At 68.4% G+C, this 24,038-nt stretch carries 21 protein-coding genes; 11 read left to right on the top strand and 10 right to left on the bottom strand.

The window, feature by feature from the left end; all coding sequences use genetic code 11:
- The first annotated feature begins 213 nt into the window (after positions 1–213).
- Positions 214–1,062 (top strand): DUF7260 family protein, encoded by an 849-nt coding sequence (locus tag BLV25_RS03325; protein WP_092730847.1) that lies wholly within the window; start codon positions 214–216, stop codon positions 1,060–1,062.
- A 63-nt stretch (positions 1,063–1,125) separates the two neighbouring features.
- Here the strand turns inward: BLV25_RS03325 and BLV25_RS03330 are convergent, their stop codons facing one another.
- The 3 genes from BLV25_RS03330 to BLV25_RS03340 are packed head-to-tail and all read right to left on the bottom strand — an operon-like array spanning position 1,126 to position 2,006.
- Positions 1,126–1,437, bottom strand: coding sequence for a DUF7533 family protein (locus tag BLV25_RS03330; protein ID WP_092730848.1), 312 nt, complete (start codon positions 1,435–1,437; stop codon positions 1,126–1,128).
- A 24-nt stretch (positions 1,438–1,461) separates the two neighbouring features.
- Positions 1,462–1,800 (bottom strand): hypothetical protein, encoded by a 339-nt coding sequence (locus tag BLV25_RS17795; protein ID WP_256335642.1) that lies wholly within the window; start codon positions 1,798–1,800, stop codon positions 1,462–1,464.
- A gap of 5 nt (positions 1,801–1,805) precedes the next feature.
- Positions 1,806–2,006 carry a hypothetical protein gene (locus BLV25_RS03340; RefSeq protein WP_021072996.1) on the bottom strand — a complete coding sequence of 67 codons (201 nt, stop codon included), beginning with the start codon at positions 2,004–2,006 and terminating at the stop codon, positions 1,806–1,808.
- Positions 2,007–2,127: 121 nt separating this feature from the next.
- On the opposite strand from BLV25_RS03340, the gene BLV25_RS03345 reads away from it, so the two are divergent.
- Entirely contained in the window at positions 2,128–2,853 is a 726-nt protein-coding gene (locus BLV25_RS03345) for a riboflavin synthase (RefSeq protein WP_092730850.1), read from the top strand.
- 50 nt (positions 2,854–2,903) lie between these two features.
- Here the strand turns inward: BLV25_RS03345 and BLV25_RS03350 are convergent, their stop codons facing one another.
- The 3 genes from BLV25_RS03350 to BLV25_RS03360 form a co-directional block, all read right to left on the bottom strand.
- Positions 2,904–3,599: a protein sorting system archaetidylserine decarboxylase gene (locus BLV25_RS03350; protein WP_143114387.1), complete on the bottom strand. Its 696-nt coding sequence runs from the start codon at positions 3,597–3,599 to the stop codon at positions 2,904–2,906.
- A 513-nt stretch (positions 3,600–4,112) separates the two neighbouring features.
- Positions 4,113–5,342: an orc1/cdc6 family replication initiation protein gene (locus tag BLV25_RS03355; protein ID WP_092730854.1), complete on the bottom strand. Its 1,230-nt coding sequence runs from the start codon at positions 5,340–5,342 to the stop codon at positions 4,113–4,115.
- Positions 5,343–5,852: 510 nt separating this feature from the next.
- Complete coding sequence (locus tag BLV25_RS03360; RefSeq protein ID WP_092730856.1) at positions 5,853–6,914, bottom strand: AAA family ATPase; 1,062 nt, start codon at positions 6,912–6,914, stop codon at positions 5,853–5,855.
- 189 nt (positions 6,915–7,103) lie between these two features.
- Between BLV25_RS03360 and rnz the strand changes: the two genes are divergently transcribed.
- Positions 7,104–8,066 (top strand): ribonuclease Z, encoded by a 963-nt coding sequence (gene rnz, locus BLV25_RS03365; RefSeq protein ID WP_092730858.1) that lies wholly within the window; start codon positions 7,104–7,106, stop codon positions 8,064–8,066.
- Positions 8,067–8,156: 90 nt separating this feature from the next.
- On the opposite strand, the gene BLV25_RS03370 is transcribed toward rnz, so the two are convergent.
- The gene (locus tag BLV25_RS03370; RefSeq protein WP_092730860.1) at positions 8,157–11,108 is read right to left on the bottom strand and encodes a hybrid sensor histidine kinase/response regulator; all 2,952 of its coding nucleotides are present in this window, start codon (positions 11,106–11,108) and stop codon (positions 8,157–8,159) included.
- Between the two features lie 199 nt (positions 11,109–11,307).
- Between BLV25_RS03370 and BLV25_RS03375 the strand changes: the two genes are divergently transcribed.
- Positions 11,308–13,359 (top strand): DUF460 domain-containing protein, encoded by a 2,052-nt coding sequence (locus BLV25_RS03375; RefSeq protein WP_092730862.1) that lies wholly within the window; start codon positions 11,308–11,310, stop codon positions 13,357–13,359.
- 477 nt (positions 13,360–13,836) lie between these two features.
- On the opposite strand, the gene BLV25_RS03380 is transcribed toward BLV25_RS03375, so the two are convergent.
- A complete protein-coding gene (locus BLV25_RS03380; RefSeq protein WP_256335649.1) occupies positions 13,837–14,409 on the bottom strand; it encodes a cysteine hydrolase family protein in 573 nt (190 codons plus the stop codon).
- A gap of 188 nt (positions 14,410–14,597) precedes the next feature.
- A complete protein-coding gene (locus BLV25_RS03385; RefSeq protein WP_092730866.1) occupies positions 14,598–15,437 on the bottom strand; it encodes a YqcI/YcgG family protein in 840 nt (279 codons plus the stop codon).
- A gap of 213 nt (positions 15,438–15,650) precedes the next feature.
- On the opposite strand from BLV25_RS03385, the gene BLV25_RS03390 reads away from it, so the two are divergent.
- The 3 genes from BLV25_RS03390 (at position 15,651) to BLV25_RS03400 (ending at position 18,345) form a co-directional block, all read left to right on the top strand.
- A complete protein-coding gene (locus BLV25_RS03390) occupies positions 15,651–16,649 on the top strand; it encodes a tyrosine--tRNA ligase (protein ID WP_092730868.1) in 999 nt (332 codons plus the stop codon).
- Positions 16,650–16,735: 86 nt separating this feature from the next.
- Entirely contained in the window at positions 16,736–17,023 is a 288-nt protein-coding gene (gene eif1A, locus BLV25_RS03395) for a translation initiation factor eIF-1A (RefSeq protein ID WP_021072980.1), read from the top strand.
- Between the two features lie 155 nt (positions 17,024–17,178).
- A complete protein-coding gene (locus BLV25_RS03400) occupies positions 17,179–18,345 on the top strand; it encodes a lamin tail domain-containing protein (protein ID WP_092730870.1) in 1,167 nt (388 codons plus the stop codon).
- A 75-nt stretch (positions 18,346–18,420) separates the two neighbouring features.
- Here BLV25_RS03400 and BLV25_RS03405 read toward each other — a convergent pair whose 3' ends face one another.
- Positions 18,421–18,774: a dihydroneopterin aldolase family protein gene (locus tag BLV25_RS03405; RefSeq protein WP_092730872.1), complete on the bottom strand. Its 354-nt coding sequence runs from the start codon at positions 18,772–18,774 to the stop codon at positions 18,421–18,423.
- A 111-nt stretch (positions 18,775–18,885) separates the two neighbouring features.
- Here BLV25_RS03405 and BLV25_RS03410 point away from each other — a divergent pair, with 111 nt between their 5' ends.
- From BLV25_RS03410 to BLV25_RS03425, 4 genes are all read left to right on the top strand, one after another.
- A complete protein-coding gene (locus BLV25_RS03410) occupies positions 18,886–19,182 on the top strand; it encodes a DUF6432 family protein (RefSeq protein WP_021072977.1) in 297 nt (98 codons plus the stop codon).
- Between the two features lie 82 nt (positions 19,183–19,264).
- On the top strand, positions 19,265–20,392 hold the full coding sequence (ygfZ, locus tag BLV25_RS03415) for a CAF17-like 4Fe-4S cluster assembly/insertion protein YgfZ (protein ID WP_092730874.1): 1,128 nt from the start codon (positions 19,265–19,267) through the stop codon (positions 20,390–20,392).
- 196 nt (positions 20,393–20,588) lie between these two features.
- Positions 20,589–22,037, top strand: coding sequence for an ATPase domain-containing protein (locus BLV25_RS03420; RefSeq protein ID WP_092730876.1), 1,449 nt, complete (start codon positions 20,589–20,591; stop codon positions 22,035–22,037).
- A gap of 10 nt (positions 22,038–22,047) precedes the next feature.
- Positions 22,048–24,021, top strand: coding sequence for a PAS domain S-box protein (locus BLV25_RS03425; RefSeq protein WP_092730878.1), 1,974 nt, complete (start codon positions 22,048–22,050; stop codon positions 24,019–24,021).
- Positions 24,022–24,038: the final 17 nt, after the last annotated feature.

The following is a 24,038-nucleotide window of genomic DNA, read 5'->3' on the forward strand; positions in this document are numbered from 1 at the left end:
GGCTTCCGCTCGCTACGTGTCACCTTTGTCCCCCCGTTTATGGCGCGGCAAGCGTCGCGGTTTTTTTTTTTAAAGAACCCCACGGCCTCCGATCGCGCGGTTCGATCTGCATCTATATAGTCGACCGTACCGCTTGGATCGGGGAATACCGTTCCGCGGGACTCAATAGGGGTCTTATAAGCGTTTAATCCCGTGCGGCGGGCCTGTCAGCGTATGACAACCGGATCGGCGACGCGACCGAGCGACGACCGGGTCGGCGACCGGCTCGCGGCCCTTCGACGGGCGGTGCGCACCGAGCGCCGCCGCATCGCCGACGAACGGCAGGCGTTCGACGCCTTTCGGAAGCGGCTCGCGGACATCGAACCACGGACGGCGGCCCGAGCACGGACGACTGATCGGACGTCGGCGGCTGATCGGACGTCGGCGGCTGATCGGACGTCGGCGACGACTCCGTTAGTGGGGGAGCGGTCCGCCTCGACGCCCGGCCTGTGCGCGGTGCGCGACGCCTACGAGGAGACGGTGATGAGCGTCCCGCACTACGCCGAGGACTACGACGATACCTATCCCGAGAGCCTCGCGGCGGAGTTCGGCCGCGAGCTGTCGGCCACGCTCACCGCCGGGACCGCCTTCGATCCCGCGATCAAACGGGAGCTCCAGCGGGCTATTCGGGATCGTCGCGAGGGCTGCGTCGCGGTCCTCGACACGCTCGATACCGAGGCGGCGTCCCTCGCCGACCTTCGAGAGCCGCTCCCGGAACTGGCTCGCGACCTCGATAGTCTCGCCGGTGCCGACCTCGAATCGCTGGATTTCGGCGCGCTCGAGGCACACCACGCCCGGGCGGGCGCGTTGCGCGACCGCTGTGAGACGCTCGCCCGGAACCGGCAGGCGACCATCCGCCGACAGCGCCGGGACCTCCGCGTGCCCGGCGAGACGCCCGACGTGCCGCGGTACCTCTATGCCGACCGCGAGACGACCTATCCCGTGTTGGCGACGATCGCCGACCTGGCCGAACGGGCGGCGTCGTTCCGGTCGCGGGTCGAGACGGCGATCGCGGAGTGGTAATCGGAAACGAGGAGGATCGGGACGAAGGGAGAGCTCCGAACGGACTCCGTTCGCTGACGGCCATCACTTCTCGACTGACCCGTCGGCATCGGACCGGTCCGCGGATTCTTCCACGGCCCCCTCCGCGGGCTCCTCGGCTTCGTCGCCCGCGTTCCGCAGCCGGCTCGGGAGCAGACCCCCGACCAGTCCACGGAGGATCCGTTCGGGGTCCAGGAAGTACTGGGGGAGGACGACCATCGCGACCGCGACGCCGACCATCGCGACGCCGACGGCGGTCTCGCCGTCGAGGGCGCGCATCACCCCGTAGTTGGCCACCGGGATCGCGAAGATCAGCGTGGTCGCCAGCTCGATCGTGTCCAGGATCCCGAATCGCATCGCCGATCGGTAGCCGCCGCCGGGTTATAAGTCGCGCGGCGGATGCCAGAAGAGGCCGTCCGCGATCAGGAGGCCACAGACGAGGGATGCGACCGCAGCCGGGATCGCGGCGGGATCCATCGCCAGCCGCCCCCCGCCGTAGACCCCGACGAACAGGACCGGAATGAGCGCGAGCCGCAGGTCCTCCCGCGAGGCGCGTGCGAGCCCCTCGGCGATCTCCGCGGTCGCGACCGCCTCGATCGTCGCGACCGTCTCGACGTCGATGACGTCACCGATGCCGTCGACGTCCTCAACCTCGACGTCCTCAACCCCGACGTCCCCGACGCCATCGCCGGCGCCGGCGTCGAACGGCGACGAAACCACCGGCGTCACTCCATATACCCCAGATCTCGGAGCTTCTGACCGATCTCGCGGGCTTCCGCCTCGGAGATCTCGTCGGCGGACTCCATCTCCCGGACGACGACGTGTTTCACGAACTCCTTGACCGACCCGAAGGGCTCGTCCTCGATGTACGCCTCGACGTCCGCCACGAACTCCTTGCGCAGCGAGATCGTCGTGTACTCGCTCATTGCTACCGCCTCGTCGTCCCTGCCATATAAAACTTAATTAGATATAATTAGAAAGCTCGGCGGGACCGTGTCCGCGGCCCCGTGCCGACACCGACTTCACCACCCCGTTCGAAGCGGGCCTATGTTCACCGGGATCGTCGAGACCGCCGGCGAGGTGGTCGGCGTCGAGGAAACCGCGGACGGGCGCCGGCTCGCGATCGCCGCTCCCGGTCTCTCGGAGCTGTATCACGGCCAGTCGATCAGCGTCAGCGGGGTCTGCCTGACGGTCGAGGCGTACGGGGACGACGTGCGCGTCGCGGATTCGGGGCCCGAGGTCGGTGCTGTCGGCGACGGCAACGACGGCACCGGCGACGGCACCGGCGACGACGGCACCGGCGACGACGGCACCGGCGACGACGGCAACGACGACACCGATGGCGGCGTCTTCGAGGTGTTCCTCGCGAGCGAAACCGTCGCGAAGACCTACCTCGGGTCCCTCGGCGTCGGCGACGTCGTCAACGTCGAGCGCGCGATGCCGGCCGACGGGCGCTTCGACGGCCACCTCGTGCAGGGCCACGTCGACACGGTCACGACCGTCGAGGCGATCGAGTCAGTCGGCGAGGACTGGCGGTTCACGTTCGCGCTCCCCGACGACCAGGCGCGGTACGTGGTTCAAAAGGGCTCGGTCACGCTCGACGGGATCTCGCTCACGGTCGCGGACCGCCGCGAGGACGCCTTCGACGTGGCGATCATCCCCACCACCTACGACCTCACCACGCTCTCGGAGAAGGACCCCGGCGACCCGGTTCATCTGGAGGTCGACGTGATCGCGAAGTACGTCGAGGGGATGGTCGACGGGTACGTGTGATCGCCGACTGCCGACAGCGCTCCGTTTGATCGTCGGCTGCTCCGCCCCTCTCACGGCCGCGCGAGCACAGTTTCGCCGGCTCGGACGGTCTCGCCCTTTTGAACGCACAGATCGGACCGGTCAACCGACGGCGGGAACAGCACGTCGGCGCGCGAGCCGAACGAGACGTGGCCGATACGCTGGCCCCGTTCGATCTCGTCGCCGGCCGCGACGTGGGGATGGATCCGGCGGGCGAACCAGCCGGCGATGAGGAACAGCTCGTGGTTGCCGCAGTCGATCACGAGCTGCTCGTTCCGGTCGGAGTCCTTGCTGAAGGCGGGTTTATAAGCACCGGGCCGGTGGCGGACCGCCTCCACCGTTCCCGACAGCGGCGCGCGGTTCACGTGGACGTCGGTGACGTTCATGAAGACCCCGACGCGCAGGCGGTCGCCCTCCTCGCGAATGACCGAGACCGTTCCGTCTGCCGGAGAGACGGCGGCCTCGATGTCCCCGTGTTCGGCCTCGTCGGAGAGGGCGGCGTCATCGGTGGCGGCGGCGGAGATGGCGGCGTCATCGGTGGCGGCGGAGATGGCGGCTTCGTCGGGAGCCGGCGGCGACCGCGGCGGATCGCGGTGGAACCACAGGACGCCGATCGTGAGCGCGAGCAGGGCGATGCCCGCGGGCGGGACGAACACGAGCAACGCCGCGCCGAGCAGCGCCGGCGGTCGGGCGAGCCGCCAGGCGTCGTCGACGACCGGGAACGGCAGGACACGGGCAAGCGGCGGATTCGTGTCCGAGCGTGACTCCGGCGGGTCGGCGGACGAGTGTGACTTCGGTGTGGTCGATGGATCGGTACTCACGGTGGTCGGATGTAAGCGGTGCTTACGTCAAAAGGTCGAGGATCGATACAGGTGTGTTCCTACTTAACGCGGTGATTCTCGATGTTCAGGCCGAGAATCACCCCGGGCGTCGAGTGTAACGGTGAAAACTGGACGGATAGGTCGAGCGGGCCGCTCTGATGGGTTCGCCGATCGGAGACACACACCGGGCGTCGAGTGTAACTCGAATAGGCACGGGGAAGCGTGATGGACTGGAACTACACCTCGCCGCGAGTCAGTCGTCGACACACCACGTGTCGAGTGTGTATGTGGCTTAAGTGGTGTTTTAAACCTTCTATCCCTGTATATACCTCAGTTCTGCTTCAACCATATCTCGGTCTGGTGGGGCACACACACCACCTGTCGAGTGTAACGGCTACTAGCCGGGGGGTGAAACGGGTACTAGTTGGCGGGCGAAAAGCGTGGGTCGGATTCGATCGCCGTCTGGACGACGGTCGGATCCTCGAGGAGGTAGTACAGGTTCGTGATCCCCTTGCCACGACCCCGACCGACCCGATCCGTGACGCCGAGAATGTCGAGAAACGCCAGTTCGTTCAACCGATCGACCATCCGGCGTTGTGAGAGCGAATCGATATCGAGGGAGTCCGTGATCCGTTCGTACTGTTCGTATATCCGGCGCGTCGGAAACTCCTCCTCGTCGCTCGCGTCCGCAAGCAGTGAGAGCGCATACACCGCCGCTTTCGATTGGGTCGGTTGGTCCTGGAGGAGTTTGGAGAAGCGATCGATGTCCGCCTTTTGCCTGGCGTTTCGAACGTGGTCCTCCCGAACGGCGTCGCTATCGTCCTCCTTGGCGAGTTCGCCGGCGTTTCGAAGGATGTCGAGCGCCTTCCGCGCGTCACCGTGCTCCTGTGCGGCGAAGGCGGCCGCGAGCGGAATCACGTCATCACTAAGGACGCCTTCGCGAAAGGCATCCTCTCGATGTCGCATAATTTCGCGGAGCTGGTTCGCATCGTAGGGCGGGAAAATGAACTCGCGTTCCTGGAGGCTGCTCAAGACGCGTTCGTCCAGTGAATCCTTAAACGATATTTTGTTGCTGATCGCGAGAATGCCGACCTTACACGTCTCGAGCTTGCCAGCTTCACCTGCCCGAGACAGTTGCATCAACACGTTGTTTCCTTGCAGTTTGTCGACCTCATCGAGAATGATGATAACGACGTCGTGGAGCGAATCGAGGATGTTCCACAGTCGATCGTAGTACGCGTTGGTGGACAATCCGGACAGGGGGACCGTGATGTCCGTCGTCTCCGGTTGGTTGAACGAGCGCGCGAGCGTGATGACGACTTGTGTTTCCGTCGTCGCTTGCGTACAGTCGATGTATGCACGATCGAGTTTCGTGTCGCGGTCGCGAGCGAACTCCTCGGCACTCTGGGTAACGTGCTTCGCGACCAGACTCTTTCCGGTCCCGGTCTTCCCGTAGATGAGCGTGTTTCTGGGTTTGCCGCCGCGTATCGCGGGATGAATGCTGTTGGCGAGGCTGGATATTTCGTCCTCTCGACCGATGATCCGGTCCTCGTTCGGGATGTGTTCGATGTCGAGGAGCTCCTTGTTCGCGAAGATCGGATCCTCGCTTTCCCAGATCGAGTCGAGGGGGCTGTGGTTCTCGTCGGTCATAGATGTGATCGACCCCGAAAGGGCCGTCCCGTGTTACACACGACGCCCGGTATAGTATATAAATATATGTATTTCATAAACACCAACTGTCGAGTGTAACTACTCTAATTTTGGCGGTAGAGTTCATAATATTGGTGTATTTGTATTTTCTCGAACCGGATTCAAATTTGAGGAACACACACCGTGCGTCGTGTGTATACTGCATCGGCGGATCGATCGTTGGATTCCCCGATGGTCGGCTTCTAGTTACACTCGACGCCCGGTGTGTGTCTGTTTGTGATCCCAAATCCGGGATAAAGGCGCTAGTTCTGCGTGTGTGCCCACCACGAATATTTCGACTTCACCCGATGAAATCTCGGCATATACACTCGACACCCGGTGTGTCTGTGCCGTCGATCGGCAATCCCGATCGGGGCGGTACCCATCCGTCGTCGAGCCGTTTCGTCTATTGACGGGAGACTGTAGACGGGACGATTGTAGGCAGGACGAGATCGTCACACCGTTGATCGATCAGGCCGTCGCGGCCGCCGCGTCCGGGTCCCGCAGGTCGACCGCGATGGTCTCCCGGCCGGCCGCCCACGCCGCGAGCAGATGCGTGAGGTGGAGCTGGTCGTCGAGCCCCTCGGCGAGCTGCAGGTCGACCTCGCCGGCCAGCGTGTGGAGGCGCGCGAGCTCGTCCCCGCCGTAGGTCGACCCGGCGCGGGCCACTCGGAGGATCTCGCGGAGGAGGCCGGGGCCGTCGTACCCCTCGTCGTCGAGCAGGCCGCCGAGCGTGCTCCGAGCGTCGGAGAGGTCCCCGTCCACGGCGGCCGCGAGCGCCTCGCGGATCGCCTCGTCGTGGCCGACCTCGCCGAGGGTCTCGTAGGCGGTCGACATCGTGATCGACTCGTCCTCGACCGCGGTCGCCTGCGCGGAGAGGATCGCCCGCCGGAGGTCGCCGCCCGCGGCGCTGGCGACGAACTCCAGCCCGTCGTCGTCGTAGGCGACGTCCTCGCGGTCGCAGATCGTCGCGAGCACGTCGATCGTCTCGTCGATCGTCGGCGCGCGCAGCCGGATCGGGAAACACCGCGACCGGATCGGCGGGATGAGCTTCGTCGGCTGGCGGGTCGTGATCACGAACTGGGTCGTCCGGTGGTGTCGCTCCATCACGCGCCGCAGCGCCTGCTGGAAGTCCTCGCGGATCGCCTCGGCGTTATCGAGAACGATCGTCTTGTAGTCGCCGCTCATCGGCGCGTAGGCGGCCGACTCCGTGAGCACGCGGTTTATCATGTCGCGTTTCGCCATCCCGCTGCGCCCCGCGAGGAACGACTCGAAGCGCGGATCGTTTCGGATCTCCTTTTTCGTCCGCCCGAAGAAGTCGGCGACGTTGATCTCGATCAGGTCGTTGTCGGGGTCGGCGTGGGCCTCCCGTGCGAGCGCCCGGGTCGCGGCCGTCTTGCCGACGCCCGGCGGCCCCTGCACCACGAGGTTCATCGGCTCGCTGAGCGCGCGATCGAGCCGCTCCCTGGCCTCCGTCTGCCGGATCTCCGAGAGATCGGGCGCGTGCCGACTCGTCCACAGCGGTCCGTCCATTACCGCCCCCTCGGCGCCCCGCGCTCAAGAATCGGTCGATCGGACGGGTCGACCAGCTGCGGTGACTGGACGGACCGGCCGCAGTGACTGGACGGGTCGACCAGCGGTGGTGACTGGACGAACCGGCCGGGCGAGTCCGCGAGCCCCCCTTTCGACACCGGTTTAAAAGCGCCGCCCGCATCTGAGGGTATGTCCTTGCGCGTGACCTTCCTCGGGACCGGCGGCGCCGTCCCGACGACCGAACGAGCCCCCAGCGCCGTCCTCTGCAACCGCGAGGGCGACCGGCTGCTGTTCGACTGCGGCGAGGGGGCCCAACGCCAGATGATGCGGTTCGGGACCGGGTTCACCGTCGACCACGTCTTCGTCTCCCATCTCCACGGCGACCACGTCCTCGGGCTTCCCGGCCTGGTCCAGACGATGGACTTCAACGACCGGGACGAGCCCCTGGCGATCCACTGTCCGCCGAACGCGAAGCGCCACCTCCACGACCTCGTCCACGCCGCGGGCCACGACCCCGGGTTTCAGGTGCGGATCAACGAGGTCGCGCCCGGCACCGCCGCGCTCGAGGCCGACGAGTACGCGGTCCGCGCCTTCGAGACGTCCCACCGGACGCGGTCGCAGGGGTACGTCCTCGCGGAGGAGGACCGCCCCGGCCGTTTCGACCGGCCGAAGGCCGAGGAGCTGGGCGTCCCCGTCGGGCCGAAGTTCGGCGAGCTCCACGCCGGCAACCCCGTCGAGCTCGAGGACGGCACCGTGGTCCGTCCCGAGCAGGTCGTCGGCCCGCCCCGCCCCGGTCGCCGGATCGTCTACACCGCGGACACCCGCCCGCAGGAGCGCACGGTCGAGGTCGCCAGGGACGCCGATCTGCTGATCCACGACGCCACCTTCGCCGACGATATGGCCGACCGCGCCCGGAAAACCGCCCACTCGACCGGCCGCGAGGCAGCCGGCATCGCCGACCGAGCCGACGCGGCACGGCTCGCGCTGATCCACATCTCCTCGCGGTACGCCGGCGACGCCTCGGCGATCGAACGCGAGGCCCGCGAGGCCTTCCCGGGCGAGTGTTTCGTCCCGGGCGACGGCCGAACGATCGACGTCCCGTATCCGGACGCCGAGGACGATGCGGACGCTGCAGGCGACGGGGACGACTGACTCACGATCGCGTGTCTATGGGTCTTCCCTCGTCGCGTGTCTATGGGTCTTCCCTCGTCGCGTGTCTATGGGTCTTCCCTCGTCGCGTGTCTATGAGTCTTCCTTCGCCATCCCGACGTCCGTGACTTCGAACCGGGCGCCGTTCGACTCCGACGCCGCAAGGTCGAGCTCCCAGCCGTGGGCGTTTACGACGTTCTCGACGATCGCGAGCCCGAGCCCGCCATCCCGTTCGGCGGTCGAGATACCCCGTTCAACCAGCCGGCTCGGGTCCGCGACGTCGAATCCGGTCCCGTCGTCCTCGACGACGAAGCCGTTCGGCCGGTCATCGACCGTGACGGTCAGATCCTCGCTCGCGGCGGGGTCGTCCGTCCCGTGTTCGACGGCATTGCGGAAGAGGTTCTCGAGGAGCTGTCGCAGCCGCGTTCGGTCGGCGCGGATCGCCCCGTCGACGTCGACCGCCAGCGTCGCGTCGTCGGTCTCGACGGTCGCCCAACACTCCGCGGCGACCGCGGCGAGGTCGACGCGGTCGAGGTCGTCGACGCTTCGGCCCTTCCGGGCCAGCGTCAGCAGGTCGTCGATCAGGTCCTCCATCCGGTCGGCCGCCTCCCGGCAGGTCTCGATGTGCTCCGCGTCGCCGGTTTCGGCCGCCAGATCCAGCGAGCCGGAGAGCACGTTGAGCGGGTTGCGAAGGTCGTGGCTCACCATTCGGACGAACTCCTCCAGCCGGTCGTTGGTGCGCTCGAGTTCCCGCTCGCGCCGCTTTCGCTCGGTGACGTCGCGGGACGTGACGACGTAGCCGTCGAGAACCGTCCCGGTCTCGTTGCTGCCGACCGACTCGAGCCAGCGCCAGGTCCCGTCCGCGTGTCGCATCCGGAACGTCAGGCGCTTGGCCGCCGAATCATCGCGATCGGGCAGCGTCGCGATCGCGTCCGCGACCGGCTCCCGGTCGTCCGGGTGGACGTACTCGAGGACGGGGTCGCCGACCATCTCGGCCGGGGCGTATCCGAGCACGGCCTCGATCGACTCGCTCTGATAGGTGATCGTTCCGTCGGCATCGATCACGGTGTACACGTCCCGCGACTGGCGCGTCAGCGCGGCGTACCGTTCGAGCTCCCGTTCGTGTTCGCGCCGTTCCGTGACGTCCTGTGCCGAGACGACGATCGAGGTGACCACCCCTCGATCGTCGGTAACCGGTCGGAACGCGCCGTTGACGACCGACGTATCGCCGTCGGGGCGGATATGTTCGCGTTCGTACTCGACGTATTCGCCGTCGGCCGCACGGTCGATCCACGCCCTGGCGTCCGCCTGTAACTCGCTCGAGTGGCTCCACCACGGGGTCTCGGGGAACGGCGTCCCGACCAGATCCGCGTGGTCCGCCTCGACGTAGTCGAGCGCGGTCTCGTTGACCTCCCGGAGCGTCCCGTCCGGCTCCAGCCGCGCGACGAGGAGGTTCGGGTCCTCGAACGTCGCCCGGTAGCGGCGTTCCGCCCGCTCGAGTTCGCGCTCGCGCCGCCGACGCTCGCTGAGGTCCCGCCCGACGCCGACAAGCCCCCGAACGTCCCCGTCGGGCCCCGTCAGGCGCGCGCCGGTGAATTCGTACGGGATCCGGTCGCCGCCCTTCGTCTCGAAATCGGCGGTGACCTCGACCTCGCCGGTCTCGAAGGTGGTCGCGATCGCCTCCGCGATCCGGTCGCGATGGTCGGACGGGAAGAACTCGACCGCTTGCATCCCCGCGATCTCGTCGGTCCCATACCCCGTGACGGTCTCGAGACGGTCGTTCCACCGGCGAAGCTCGCCGTCGCCCCCGACGACGTAGAAGACGTCCTCGAGCGTGTCGATCGCCTGCTCGATGAACGCCTGTTGCTGGCGCAGCTCCTGCTTGCTGTCCTTCCGCCCGGTCACGTCCCGCCCTTCAAGCACCAGCGATTCGACGTCGCCGTCGTCGTCGAGCACCGGCCGGACCGAGACGTCCACGATCGTCTCCCGCTGCCCGTCGCGGGACTCGTCCCGTCCGCGAATCCGGAGCTCGTCCCGAACCGTCTCGCCCGTTCGCGCGCGTTCGACCGTCCGCTTCGTCGTTCGGGCGGCGTCCTCGTCGCCGCGACACCACGACGTCTCCCAGATCGGCGTTCCGACGAGCGTCTCACGGTCCGCGTCGGCGAACGATCGGAGCGCCTCGTTGGCCTCGATGATCGTTCCGTCGGGCTCGAGGAGTCCGGTGAACTGGTAGCTGTTCTCGAGGATCGCCTCGTAGCGCCGTTCGCGCCGCTTTCGCTCGGTGACGTCGTGGGTGTAGCCGACGATCCGGACGACGTTGCCGTCCGAGTCGCGGATCGGGTTCGACTGAACCGACACCCACCGGACGTCCCCGCCGTCGGTTATGACCCGGTATTCGACCTCCTCGGCGGCGCCGTTCGCGACCCGGTCGAGGACCGCTCGAACGCGGTCGCGGTCGTCGGGGTGGACCGCCTCGAGGAACGACCGCGGATGGTCCCGCAGCTCCGCGACCGGTCGGTCGAACAGCTCCTCGTAGGCCCGGTTGATGAACAGCAACTCCTCCCAATCGCCCGAGTACATCCACAGGAGGTCCTCGGCCTCACGCGCGAGCTCGCGGAGCCGCCGCTCGGTCCGCTCGGCCCGCCGCTTCGCGCGATGCTGCTCCACCGCGTTCTCGATCCGGTGAGCGAGGACGGTGTACTGTTCCGTGCCGCCCTTCGGGATGTAGTCGGTGACGCCGGCCGCGATCGCCTCGCTCGCGATCTCCTCGGACCCTTTGCCCGTAAAGAGGATGAACGGGAGATCGGGATGGTCCGCGCGGACGCGTTCCAAGAACTCGAGTCCGTCGATTTCCGGCATCTCGTAGTCGCTGACGACGCAATCGATCTCCGCGGCCGCGAGCCGGTCGAACCCCTCCTCGGGGCTCGTCGCGGTCATCGTCTCGATCGCGTCGGATTCCCGTTCAAGGTACGTTCCGACGAGGTCGACCAGCGCCGGGTCGTCGTCGACGTGGAGGACGTCGATCGCGTCCATCGAGAGGGGCATCGAAGCGTTTCGTATTCATATCACAATATCAGTATATAAGTTAGGGATCGAATCGTGGTATGTCATATAGTCACGTTCATACGGTCGAACCAACCGCTCCCGCACCGTCGGTCAACACCGTCGATTCCCGGTCCGCCGGCCACCACCGCCGAACCCCCTCGCCGTGGAGTATTTATCCGTCGATCGTCTATCGCCGGGCGTGACTTCCCGGACCGTTCGCGCCCTCGACCGTCCGGTGTTCGGGGTCGACGTGCAAAGCGGCGACGTCCGCGGTGACGCGCCCGCCTACGCGCTCGTCACCCTCACCCCGCTGTCCGACGACGAGGAGGCCGCGGTGCCCGACGAGAACCGACCCGACGTCGACGGGCCGATCGCCCGGATCGACCGCGACGTCGTCTCCCGCCGGAAGCTCCTCCGGCTGATCGGCGACCGCGAGCCGGTCCGGATCGCCACGGACAACGCCTACGAGCTGGCGGCGGACAAAGGCGAGCTCGTCCAGCTCCTCCGGTCGCTGCCCGACGAAACCCGGCTCGTGCAGGTGACCGGCGCCGAGCGGCCCGAACCCCTCTCGCGGGTGGCCTCCCGCCACGGCATCCCCTACGACTCGGATCCGATGTCGGAGGCGGAGGCGGCCGCCCGGCTCGCGGCCGCCAACGTCGGCCACGAGGTGACCGCCTTCACCGACGAGACCACCGTCAAGGTCGCCCGCGGCCGATCGACCGGCAAGGGCGGGTGGAGCCAGGACCGGTACACCCGTCGGATCCACGGCAACGTGAAGAAGCGAACGCGGCAGGTCGAGTCGGAGCTCCGCTCCGCGAACCTCGAGTACGAGCGCGAGGTGACCGAGAAGTACGGCGGCTACGCCAACGCCGTCTTCACGGTCGAGGCCCGTCCCGAGGACATCCCCGTCTCGAACTCCCGGGCTGGCGACGTTCGCGTCGAGATCGAGCGCGAGCGGCGCGACGGGATCGCCTACGAGCCGCTCGTGCAGCGGCGTGACCACGTGATCGTCGGGATCGACCCCGGCACCACGACCGCGGTGGCCGTGGTCGGCCTCGACGGGACGGTCCACGACGTCCACTCCACCCGGACCGCCGACACCGCCGCCGTCATCGAGTGGGTGATCGAGCGCGGCCGCCCGGCCATCGTCGCGGCCGACGTCGAGCCGATGCCCGACACCGTCGAGACGTTCCGCCGGTCGTTCGACGCCGCCGGCTGGGTCCCCGATAGCGACCTCCCGGTCGACGAGAAGCTGCACCGGACCCGCGAGTTCGAGACCGACAACGACCACGAGCGGGACGCGCTGGCGGCGGCCCTATACGCGCTCGACGACCACGCCGACCAGTTCGACCGGATCGCCGAGAAGACCCCGCCGCGGCTCGACCGGGAGGCCGTGATCGCCCGCGTCGTCTCGAGCGAGGAGTCGGTCGAGACGGTCATCGACGACCTCCGCGACGACGGCGAGGGGACCGATGCCGACGACGCCGGCGACGAGAGCGACGGCGACGCCGCCGAGCCCGACCGCACCGAGGAGGAACGCGAGATCCGCCGGCTCCGCGACCGGGTCGAGCGGCTCGAGGGACACGTCGACGACCTGACCGACAAGCTCGACGACCGCGACGAGCGGATCGAGGAGCTCGAGGCGGAGCTCTCCGAGGCCAAACGCCAGGAGCGGATCGAGGCCCGCGAACGGCGGGCGGTCTCGCGGCTCGAGCGCGAGACGGACCGGCTCGAGCGCGAGCGCGACGAGGCTCGCGAGCGCGCCGACGGCCTCGCCGAGAAGCTCGACCGGCTCAAGGCGCTCTGGAAGCTCGACCACTCCGACTTCGCCGACGTCGCCGAGGGCCGCGACCTCGTGGCCGTCAAGGCGGTCGAGCAGTTCACCCGCGACGCGATCCGGGCGGCCGACGGCGAGTACGGCATCGCCGCCGGCGACGTGGTCTACCTCCGGGACGCCTCCGGTGCCGGCCGCCAGACCGCCGCGCTGCTGGCGGAGATGGAGCCCCGGCTCGTGTTGAAGGAGGGAACGCTCTCGGAGGCGGCCGACGCCGTCCTCTTCGAGGAGTCGGTCCCGGTCGCGCCGGCCGACGACGTCGCCCTCCAGGAGGTCGACGACCTGGCGGTCGCCCGCGAGAGCGACGTCGAGGCCGCCATCGACGACTGGGAGCGCCGCGCCGAGGAGCGCGAACGCCGGCAACAAAGCGAGCTCGTCGACCAGATCATCTCCGAGCACCGGGCCGAGCGGTCGTGAGGGGCGGGTGATCCTGCGAGCCGAACGGCATCGCGGTCGCTCGGCGTTGCTTTCTCGGCGGCGTCGTTCTCTCGGTCCATTCAAAAGGCGATCGTCCCGCCGAGCCCCCGGACCGTCGCGGGACCAGCGGCGATTTCGCGCGTGGCGCCGCCGTCGGCTGGGACGGCGGCTCGGATGGAGCGGGGCCGGTCGGCGGGAGATCGCGTCGTGTGTCCGGCCATCAGGCGTCGGCGTTCGGCGGGCGGTGCGTCCCGAACGTCGTTCGTCGCCGTTCGTCGTCGTCCGTCGTCGTCGTCCGTCGGTTGATCCGTTTCGGCCCTCCCGTGCTTGAATCACTTATTAAACGATCCGGCTCTTTCCGACTCATACGTTCTCTTCAAGTCCTTTTCGCACGTGATATCGGGACGAACGGATAGTATATAAATGAATTCCTTAAACACATATGATTCTGAAAAGCCGATCGGATCCGGGACGGGATCAGGTCGATTCGATCCGACGGCCGTCGACGCGCTCGCGAACCGACGCCGTCGTCTCGATCCGGGCGAACTCGCCGGCGAGGTGCGCCAGCGCGGACCGGTGGACCAGGTCGGCGTCGAACCGCTCCTCGTCGAACCGTTCCCCGCCGAACTCGCGGTCGAAGCTCGCGGTCGCATCCCGGACGACGGTCACCTCGAACCCGCGATTCTCGGCCATCCGCGTCGTCGTCGAGACGCAGTGGTCGGTCGTGAGTCCGCAGACGACGAGCCGCCTGAAACCGTGCTCGGCGAGCCACTCCTCGAGGTCGGTCCCGACGAACGCGCCGTTGACGCGCTTGGTGACGAGGCGCTCGCGGTCGCCGTCGGCGGGCTCGAACCCCTCCTTGAACGCGAATCCCGGCCGGTCCCCGCGGAGCGGCGAGTCGGGCTCCGTCGAGTCGTGACGCACGTGGACGACCGGGAGGCTCGCCTCGCGCCAGGCCGACAGCAGCGTGCGGGCGTTCGCCTCGGCGTCGGGGTTGTTGCGGTCGCCCCAGCCGGGCTCGTCGAAGCCGCGCTGGAAGTCGACGAGCACGAGAACGGGATCGGCGTCTCGTTCCTCCGTGTTCGCCTCGTCCGGGTTCGGCCCTTCATCGTTCGCCCCGTCCGGGTTCGGTCCTTCATCGTTCGCCTCGTCCGGGTTCGGCCCTTCATCGTTCGCCCCGTCCGGGTTCGGCCCTTCATCGTTCGCCTCGTCCGCGTTCGCCCCCGTCTCGTCGTCGGTCATCGCGATGCCTCCAACGGGATCGAGGGGGTCTTCGGCTCCGCATCGAGCAGCCGCGTCGATTTGGGGTGGTCGCGGCTGATCGCGATCGGGGGCTCAGCCGGGGCCTGCTCCTCGTCGGACGAGAGCATGTACTGCACCCACTCGCGGTCGCCCTCGTGGCCCCAGTCGCCGAGGTCGGCGTGGGGGCAGACGCCGTCGTAGTCGCCGAGCCGGTCCTGGATGATCTCGCGGGCGCGTTCGCCCTTTTCGGTGTCGGCCGTGACGTCCAAGTCCTCGAAGAGGGCCCGCGGTTGGAAGGTGATCTCGAGGCCGATCGGACAGTACCGGCTTTTGCGCTCCTCGTAGAAGGGCGCCCGGCACGTCGGGAAGATCGGCTCGCCGGCGAAGCAGAACTCCCAGTAGGGGTCGTCGGGGTCGGTCGGGATGTTATCGGGCCACGGCTCGGGATCGTGGACGTGGAGGAACTGGAGCACGTTCCAGAGATGCTCGTGGTATTCCGCCTCCGACAGCGGCCGCGCCGGCGGCTTGAAGAACGTCACCAGCGAGGCGTGGTCGTCGTACTCCCGATGGACGTCGAGGTACGTCTGCAGCGTTCGCCCGAGCTCCAGTAGCGCCGCCGGGTCGGTCATCGACTCGACGGCGGTATATAAGGGCGCGCCGGCCTCGACCGAGCGTGCGCCGAAGTAACACGGGAACGGGGAGCCGTTCCGCTCGCCGAGCAGGCCCTCCCGGAACGTCCGCCAGTGGTCGGCCACCCACGCGGGCGCGGTCCCGTCGCCGACGCGCGTCTCGATCGTCTCCTGGGTGTGCAGCCCGCCAACGATCGGCTCGCTCATACGCTCCCGTCCGGGAGGGACGTATTTCCGTCCATCGGCGAGTCCCGGATCGTTGGACGCCCGATCACGGTCGTCCGATCACGGTCGCTCGATCACGCTCGCCCGATCACGGTCGGTCCCGGCTCAGCGATGCCGGTTGACGCCGCCGGTTTCGGGACGCCGCTCGGCCCCGCTTTCAGAAGGCATATCCGAACGGTCCCCGACCGAGCGTGTATGGACGCCTACGAGCTGATCACCCGGAACGCCGCCGAGGTGGTCACGGAGGAGGAGATCGAGGCGCTGGCCGACGACCCCGAGGGGAAACGGGCGTACGTCGGCTACGAGCCCTCGGGCGTCCTCCACATCGGGCATATGCTCACCGCGAACAAGCTGATCGACCTCCAGGAGGCCGGATTCGAGGTCACCGTCCTCCTGGCGGACGTCCACGCCTACCTCAACGACAAGGGTTCCTTCGAGGAGATCCGCCGAACTGCCGAGCGGATGCGCGACCAGTTCATCGCCTACGGCCTCGACGCCGACCGGACGCAGTTCGTGCTCGGGTCGGACTTCCAGCTCGAGGACGATTACACCCTGGACCTGCACGCGCTGGAGCTCGAGACCACGCTCGCGCGCGCCGAGCGGGCGATGGCCGAGATCAAGTCCGGCGACTCGGTGAAGGTTTCCCAGGCCGTCTACCCGCTGATGCAGGCGCTCGACATCCCGTACCTCGGCGTCGACCTGGCGGTCGGCGGGATGGAACAGCGGAAGGTCCATATGCTCGCGCGGGACGTGCTCCCGAGCATCGACCGCAAGCCCCCGACGAGCCTGCACACGCCGCTCATCGCCGACCTGGCCTCCGGGATCGGGAAGATGTCCTCGAGCACCGGCGTCACGGTCTCGATGGAGGACTCGACCGAGGAGATCGAGACGAAGATCGAGAAGGCGTACTGTCCGCCCACGGCCGACCCCGACCCCGACGACGAGGGGAACGAGCGGGAGAACCCCGTCCTCCAGATCTTCGAGTACCACGTCTTCCCCCGCTTCGACAGCGTCGTGGTCGAGCGCCCCGACGAGTACGGCGGCGACCTCGAGTACGAGACGTACGACGCCCTCGAGGCCGACGTCGAGTCCGGCGAGCTTCATCCGGCGGACGCGAAATCCGCCCTCGCGAGCGCCCTCGACCGGCTCATCGCCCCCGGCCGCGAGCAGCTGCAGGACCGGCAGGACCAGTAGGGCTCGCCGAGAGGAGCCTCCGCGAAAACGTTTCGCGTCGGCCCGCGTCCGGCGGCTTTAAACCGCGACGGATCGAACCGGGGCCCATGAGCGACGACGGCGAGGGCCGACGTGACCTCAGAATGCCCGACGAGGACGAGGTGTTCGCCGAGGTCACGAACATGCTCGGAGCGAATCGCGTCACCGTTCGCTGTGCGGACGGGACGGAGCGGACCGCGCGGATCCCCGGCCGGATGCAAAAGCGCATCTGGATCCGCGAGGGCGACATCGTCCTCGTGGAACCGTGGGACTGGCAGGACGAGAAGGCGGACATCACCTGGCGCTACGAGAAGAGCGAGGCCGACCAGCTGCGCGAGGAAGGCCACATCCAGTAACGACGTCGGGTCCGTCGGCGGCTCGATCGCGATTTTCGGTCACCCACACTCTCCCAGCTACGCGTCCACGATTCGATCGGTCGATCCGACGATCGCTCTCGAGCGCGTGCTCGAGGGAAACGGTTAGGGCGCTCCCGGCCGACCCTTCGGCCGTGATGCCCTCGCCCCGGTCCGGCTCCGACGGACGATCCTCGGGGGGCGGTGATCGCTCCGGACCGGACGCCGACCGACCCAGTCCGAGTGACGACCGACCCAGGAGTGGCGACCGACCCAGGAGTGGCGACCGACCAGGGGCGGCGACGACTGGCGACCGCGCGGAGCTCGAGATCGCGGTCGGGGCCGGCGTCCTGCTCGTGGTGGGGCTGCTCGCGGTCGCGGTGATCGTCGGCGGTCCGGCGATCGCCGCGCTGCCGACGGTACCGAGCGCCGACGGCGGTGCAGTCGACCGGCCGGCGACGACCGCGACGCCCGGCGTCGACCGCACCGCCGGCGCGACCGTGACGGTCATCGAAGTGGTCGACGGCGACACGATGCACGTCCGGCTGCCGGACGGGACCCGCGACACGATCCGGCTGCTGGGCGTCGACACGCCCGAGACGGGAACCGGGTCGGTCTCGCCCGACGAGTGGGAGTCGATTCCCGACGATCCGGACGGTCGGGCGTGGCTCGCCGGCTGGGCCGACCGGGCGACCGTCTACGCCGAGGACCGACTCGCCGGCGAGGAGGTCTACATCGAGACCGACCCGAAGGCGGACGCCCGCGGGAGCTACGGCCGGCTGCTCGTCACCGTCTCCCAAAACGAGACCACCGAGGTCTCGTTCAACCGCCGGCTGCTCGAGCAGGGGTACGCTCGGCTGTACGACACTCCCTTCACGGAGCGGTCGGCCTACCGGTCGGCGGAGGCGGCCGCCCGCGAGGCCGGCATCGGCGTCTGGGGATACGAGGCGGGTGCCGGAGCGAACGGGACGGGGAGCAGAACCGCCGTCGGCCCGGACGGGATCGCAGTCGCGGACGTCACCGCGGACGCGCCCGGCAACGACCACGAGAACTTGAACGGCGAATCGATCACCCTCGAGCACCGCGGCGACGAGCCGGTCGCGCTGGACGGGTGGACGCTCTCGGATGCGGCCGGGAAAACGTACACGTTTCCGGAGGGGTTCGTCCTCGAACCCGGCGATCGGGTGACCGTCCACTCCGGCGCGGGCACGGACACTGAGACCGAACTGTACTGGAACGCCGACTCCGCCGTCTGGAACAACGACGGCGATACCGTGATCGTGCGGGACGCGGCGGGCGAAACGCGGATCGAGTACGAGTATTGAGTCCTGAGTCCGCGTCCGCCAGTTGTCGTCATCGCTCGTTGCCGTCACCGCCCGTTTCGTCACCCCTCGCTCCCATCACTCCTCGTTGCCGGGATCGACTTCCACGAGCGTCATCAGGGGATAGCCGTCTTCCATCTCCATGCGCGTCCGCACGGTCACGCCCTCGTAGTCGATCCGCATCGTGACGTCCATCAGCGACCCCGTCAGCTCGGCGTAGCCGTTCTCGTGGTCGATCGCCTCCCGGACGCGGTCGTCGTGGATCGTGACCGTCACCGACTCGCAGAACGGCTGGTTCTCGATGGCCTCGGCCATCGCGCGCTCGAGGCTGCGCGTGTTCGCCGGGCTGACGGGCGTGCCGGCGAATTGGTGGTACAGCGACCCGAACTTGATCCCGGCCTCGAAGCAGGCCTGCTGGGCGTCGGTGGGCATTACCCCGTCCCTCGCCCGCCCGGCGTTTATAAACCCCGGTCCGCGGACTGACGGAGCTCGAATTTGCCGATCGCCGGTACACGTAAACCCGATCCGACCGTTGGCCCCGATATGGCAGCGAAGCCGGCGTATCGCGACCGACCGGAGGTCGAGGTCGCGATCCTCGACGCCCTCGTCGACCGCAGGGAGGAGGGGATGACGGTGTTCGAGCTCCGGACCGCCGTCGACGCCGACATCGACCGGATCGAGGCGGCGCTCGGGGAGCTGAAGGACGACGGCCTGATCACCGTCGACCAGGCCGAGACGCGCCTGCGCGTGTACCCCCACGACCGCGTCGTTCCCGACTCGACGCCGGAGCCGGACGACCCGGGGATCCTCGACCGGATCCGATCGAAACTCGGACTGTGAGGGCACGGTATCAGTCGGTCGCCGGGCTTCCGGGACGTCCCGGTTCAGGGAGCTTTTGTCCCCGCGCCGACTCCGGATCGGTATGACGCTCGTCAGTGACGCGCACGTGGACCACGGGGCCGTCTTCGTCGATCGCGGCGGCCGGGAGGTCGTCGACCATTACGGTCGCCCCGACAGCGTCGGGCGGGCGGTCCGGAACGGGGTCGGGACGATCGAGATGGGCTACGGGATCGTCGTCGTGACCGGCGACGACCGGGTCGCGTTCGTCGACGACGCCGTCTCGAACGCCGTCCCCCGGACCGACGGGGAGGGCGTCTACGCGCTCCTGCTCGACCCCCAGGGCGGGATCGAGACGGACATGTACGTCTACAACGCCGGCGAGCGCCTGCTCGTGTTCACGCCGCCGGACCGCGCCGGACCGCTCGTCGACCACTGGAGCGAGAACGTCTTCATCCAGGACGTCGCGATCCGCGAGGCGACCGCGGAGTTCGGCGTCTTCGGGGTCCACGGCCCGACCGCCACCGAGAAGATCGCCTCGGTGCTCAACGGCGCCGGGTCGCCCGAGCCCGCGCTCTCGTTCGTCCGGGGAACGATGGTCGACGCCGGCGTGACGGTGATCGCCAGCGACGCCCCGCTCGGCGAGGAGGGATACGAGGTGGTCTGTGCGGCCGACGACGCCCCCGAGGTCCTCGACACGCTGTTGACCCGCGGGCTCAACTCGGCGCCGTTCGGCTACCGGACGTGGGACGCGTTGACCCTCGAGGCCGGAACGCCGCTGTTCGAGTACGAGCTCGACGGTCGGATCCCCAACGTCGCGGGCATCCGCAACGCGCTCGACTTCGAGAAGGGCTGTTACGTCGGTCAGGAGGTCGTCTCCCGCGTGGAGAACCAGGGGCGGCCGAGCCGCCGGCTGGTCGGACTCGTCCTCGGGGACGGCGACGGGATCGACGGGTCGAATTCCAGCCCCCTTCCCGAGCCCGGCGCGGCGATCGTCGACGGCGACGCCGCCATCGGCGAGATCACGCGCGCGGTCGAGAGCCCGGCACGGGGCGACCAGATCGCCTTCGGGTTCGTCGAGTACGGCGCCACGGAGCCGGGGGAGACGATCGCGGTTCGCGTCCACGGAACGGACGTTCCGGCGCGTCGCGTCGCGCTCCCGTTCCACGAGGGTAGCGCGGGATCGGCGCGAGTGCCGACGTATCTCGAGTGATTTCCGGCCGAAACGCCACGCCCGACCTCGCTGTTCGGCTCGGTCCCGGCTGTGGCTCGGTCCCAGCTGTGGCTCGGTCCCCACAACCCCGATCCGGCGGGGAAGACCCGTTTCGGGGGTGTCTCTCAATTCGTTGACCGTATTAACGCTTCCTGAGGGGACATATTGATTGTTCTCGCGCCTGTCCGTTCAGTGGATGGCTACTCGTTCACGTATTGAGACGGGGGTCGAGGGACTCGATCGCGTACTTTCGGGGGGACTGCGACCGGGGCGCTCGTATATGCTCCGGGGCCAACCGGGCACCGGGAAGACGATACTGGGCGCGCACTTCCTTTCGACCGGCGTCGCCGCGGGCGAGTCGACGCTGTTCGTGAACTTCGAGGAGCCGACCGAGCACGTCCGCGAGAACCTCGCGTCGCTCGGGTTCGACCTCTCCGACGTCTCCTTTCTCGACCTCACCGCGGACGCCGAATCCTTCACCGAGGACCGGACCTACGGCCTGTTCGGCCCCGAGGAGACGGAGGCCGGCCGGGTCGCCGACCGGATCACGGAGGCGGTCGACCGCGTCGATCCGGACCGGGTGTTCGTCGACCCGCTCACGCAGTTCCGCCAGCTGGTCTCCGACGATACCGCCTTCCGGCGCGAGGCCACCGCCTTTATGCGCTATCTCACCGACTCGGGCGCGACCGTCCTCTTTACGACCCAGTCGACCCCGGATCGGTCGGTCGACGACCTCGAGTACCTCTGTGACGGGAGCATCCGGCTCGGCCACGGCGAGGCCGGGCGGACGCTCGAGGTGACGAAGTTCCGCGGGTCGGACTTCGAGTCGGGGACCCACACCGTCCGGATCGACGAGGGCGGCCTGCGCGTGTTCCCGCGGCTCACCCCCGAGATCCACTCGCAGCCGTTCACCGCCGAGACCGTTTCCTCCGGGATCGATTCGCTCGACTCCCTGCTGTCGGGCGGGATCGAACGCGGGACCGTCTCGGTTATCTCCGGGCCCAGCGGCGTCGGGAAGACGACGACCGGGTCCCACTTTATGAAGGAGGCCGCCGCCCGCGGCGAGCGGTCCGTCATTTATATGTTCGAGGAGTCGAAGGCGACCTTTCGCCACCGGTCGAAGTCGATCGGCGTCCCGATCGACGAGATGACCGCATCCGGATCGCTCGCGATCGAGGAGATCGAGCCGCTGTCGGTCTCGCCGGACGAGTTCGCCGCGCAGGTCCGCGAGGAGGTCGAGGAGCGGGACGCCCGCCTGGTGATGCTCGACGGGATCTCCGGCTATCGGCTCTCGCTGCGGGGAGCGGACGAGGACCTGGTCCGGGAGCTGCACGCGCTGTGTCGGTACCTCCGGAACATGGGCGTCACCGTGATCCTCGTCGACGACGTCGGCACCGTCACCGGCGAGTTCACGCCGACGAGCTCCCGGATCAGCTATCTCGCCGACAACATCCTCTTCCTTCGCTACATCGAGGTCGCCGGCGAACTCCGGAAGGCGGCCGGCGTGTTGAAGAAACGCGCCAGCGACTTCGAGCGGACGCTTCGGGAGTTCGAGATCACGAACGAGGGGATCGTACTGGGGGACCCACTGACCGGACTGCGCGGCATCCTGACCGGGACGCCCGAGTTCGACGAGGGCGACTGATCGGCGGCCGATGACCGACGACGACCTGTTGAACGGCGCCGGGCTCGGGGGATCCCCGAAGCGGCCGCCACGCCGGTCGACCGACGCCGGATCGGACACTGAGCCGCCGCCGCTGTTCGGGCTCGCCGCCGAGCGGGCCGGTCTCGACCCGGCCGACGACTCCCGTCGCCCCCGGATCGGGTGCTGTCTCACCCGTGAGGGCCACGAACGACTGCTCGTCGAGTGGCTCGAGGCGCACGGCTACGACCCGGTCCGGATCGATCCGGACGCGGTCGCGTCCGTCCGGTTCGACCTCTGCATCGTCGACCGCCACACGCTCGCGGACGTCCGCGATCCGCTCTTCGAGCGCCGGCGCCGGTCGCGGGCGCTGCTGCCGGTGTTGCTGCTCACGCCCGGCGACACCGGCGAGACGCTGGCCGCGCTGCCGGCGCCGCTGGCCGCCGTGGTCACCGACGTCGTCTCGACGCCGCTCCGGACGCCGATCCTCGAACGACGCATCGAGAGCGCGCTCCGCACGCGCCGGCTCTCCCGCGATCTCGCCGGGAGCCGGGAGCGCTACCGACGGCTCGTCGAACACACGCCCGCGGCGGTCTTTCTCGTCACCGAGGGGACGATCACCTACGCCAACGCCGCCGCCGAGCGGATCCTCGGCGCCGAGGACGGCGGACTTCGCGGCGAGTCGTTCGCCGAGTTCGTCGTTCCGGACGACCGGGACCGCGTGGTCGGGATCGTGGAATCGATGGCCCCCGGCTCGTCGATCGAGTTCGTCGACGTCGACCTCCGCCGTAACGACCACCCCATCCCGACGGAACTCGCCGTGGCGCGCGTCGACGACGGGGAGACGGACGAGGCCGGGGCCAACGGGACCGAAACCGTCGACGCTGCCCCGTCGCCGGGGCGCACCGTCCAGATCGTCGCCCACGACGTCTCCCGGCGGCAGGCCCGCGAGGACCAACTCAAGCTCTACCGCCGGGCGATGGACGCGGCGACCGTCGGCATCTCGATCACCAACCCGTCGCTGCCCGACAACCCGCTCATCTACGTCAACGACGAGTTCGAGCGACTCACCGGCCGACCGCGCGAGGAGGTGCTCGGCCGGAACCCGCGGTTCCTCCAGACGGAGCACACCGACCCCGCCACGGTCGACCGGATCCGGGCGGCCATCGACGCGGGCGAGCCGGTGTCCGTCGAGATCCGGAACGGCCGCCCGGACGGGACGGAGTGGTACAACCAGCTCGACATCACGCCCATCGAGGGCGCGGACGGCGAGGTCGAGTACTTCCTCGGGTTCCAGCGCGACGTGACCGACCGCCACGAGCGCGAACAGCGGCTCGCGGTGCTCGACCGCGTCCTGCGTCACGACCTCCGCAACCGGCTCAACGTGGTGACCGGCCACGCCGCCGAGATCGAGGCGGGGAACGGCGACGCCGCCGAGCACGCGGCGGCGATCCGAAACGCGGCCGAGAGCCTGATCGGGCTTTCGGACGCCGCTCGTCGGTTTCGGTCGGCGATGCGTGAGGACGCGCCGCTCGAACACGTCCGGCTCGACGGGTTGCTTGCGGACCTGCTCGAGACCGTCGCTGAAACCGACCCGAACGTGACGATCCACCGCGAGCTGGAGCCCGCGACGGTCCGGTCGAACGGCGGGCTCCAGCTCGCGATCGAGGAGATCCTGACGAACGCGGTCAAACACGCCGATTGCGACCCGGAGATCACGGTCACGATCCACTCTGAGGGGGATGAGGCGATCCTCCGCATCGCCGACAACGGGCCGGGGATTCCCGCGACCGAGCGGAACGCGCTCGAGGGGACCGCCGAGACGCCGACCGAACACGGCTCGGGGCTCGGTCTGTGGCTCGTTCGCTGGGCGATCACCGACGTCGGCGGCGAGGTCTCCTACGCCGACAACGATCCCCGCGGCGCGGTCATCACGCTCCGGCTTTCGTCCGTCACGGAGTCGGACTCGGCGTCCGCCGACCGCTGAGGCTATCGTTGCCGCGA

Source organism: Halopenitus persicus (assembly GCF_900107205.1).
GTDB lineage: Archaea > Halobacteriota > Halobacteria > Halobacteriales > Haloferacaceae > Halopenitus > Halopenitus persicus.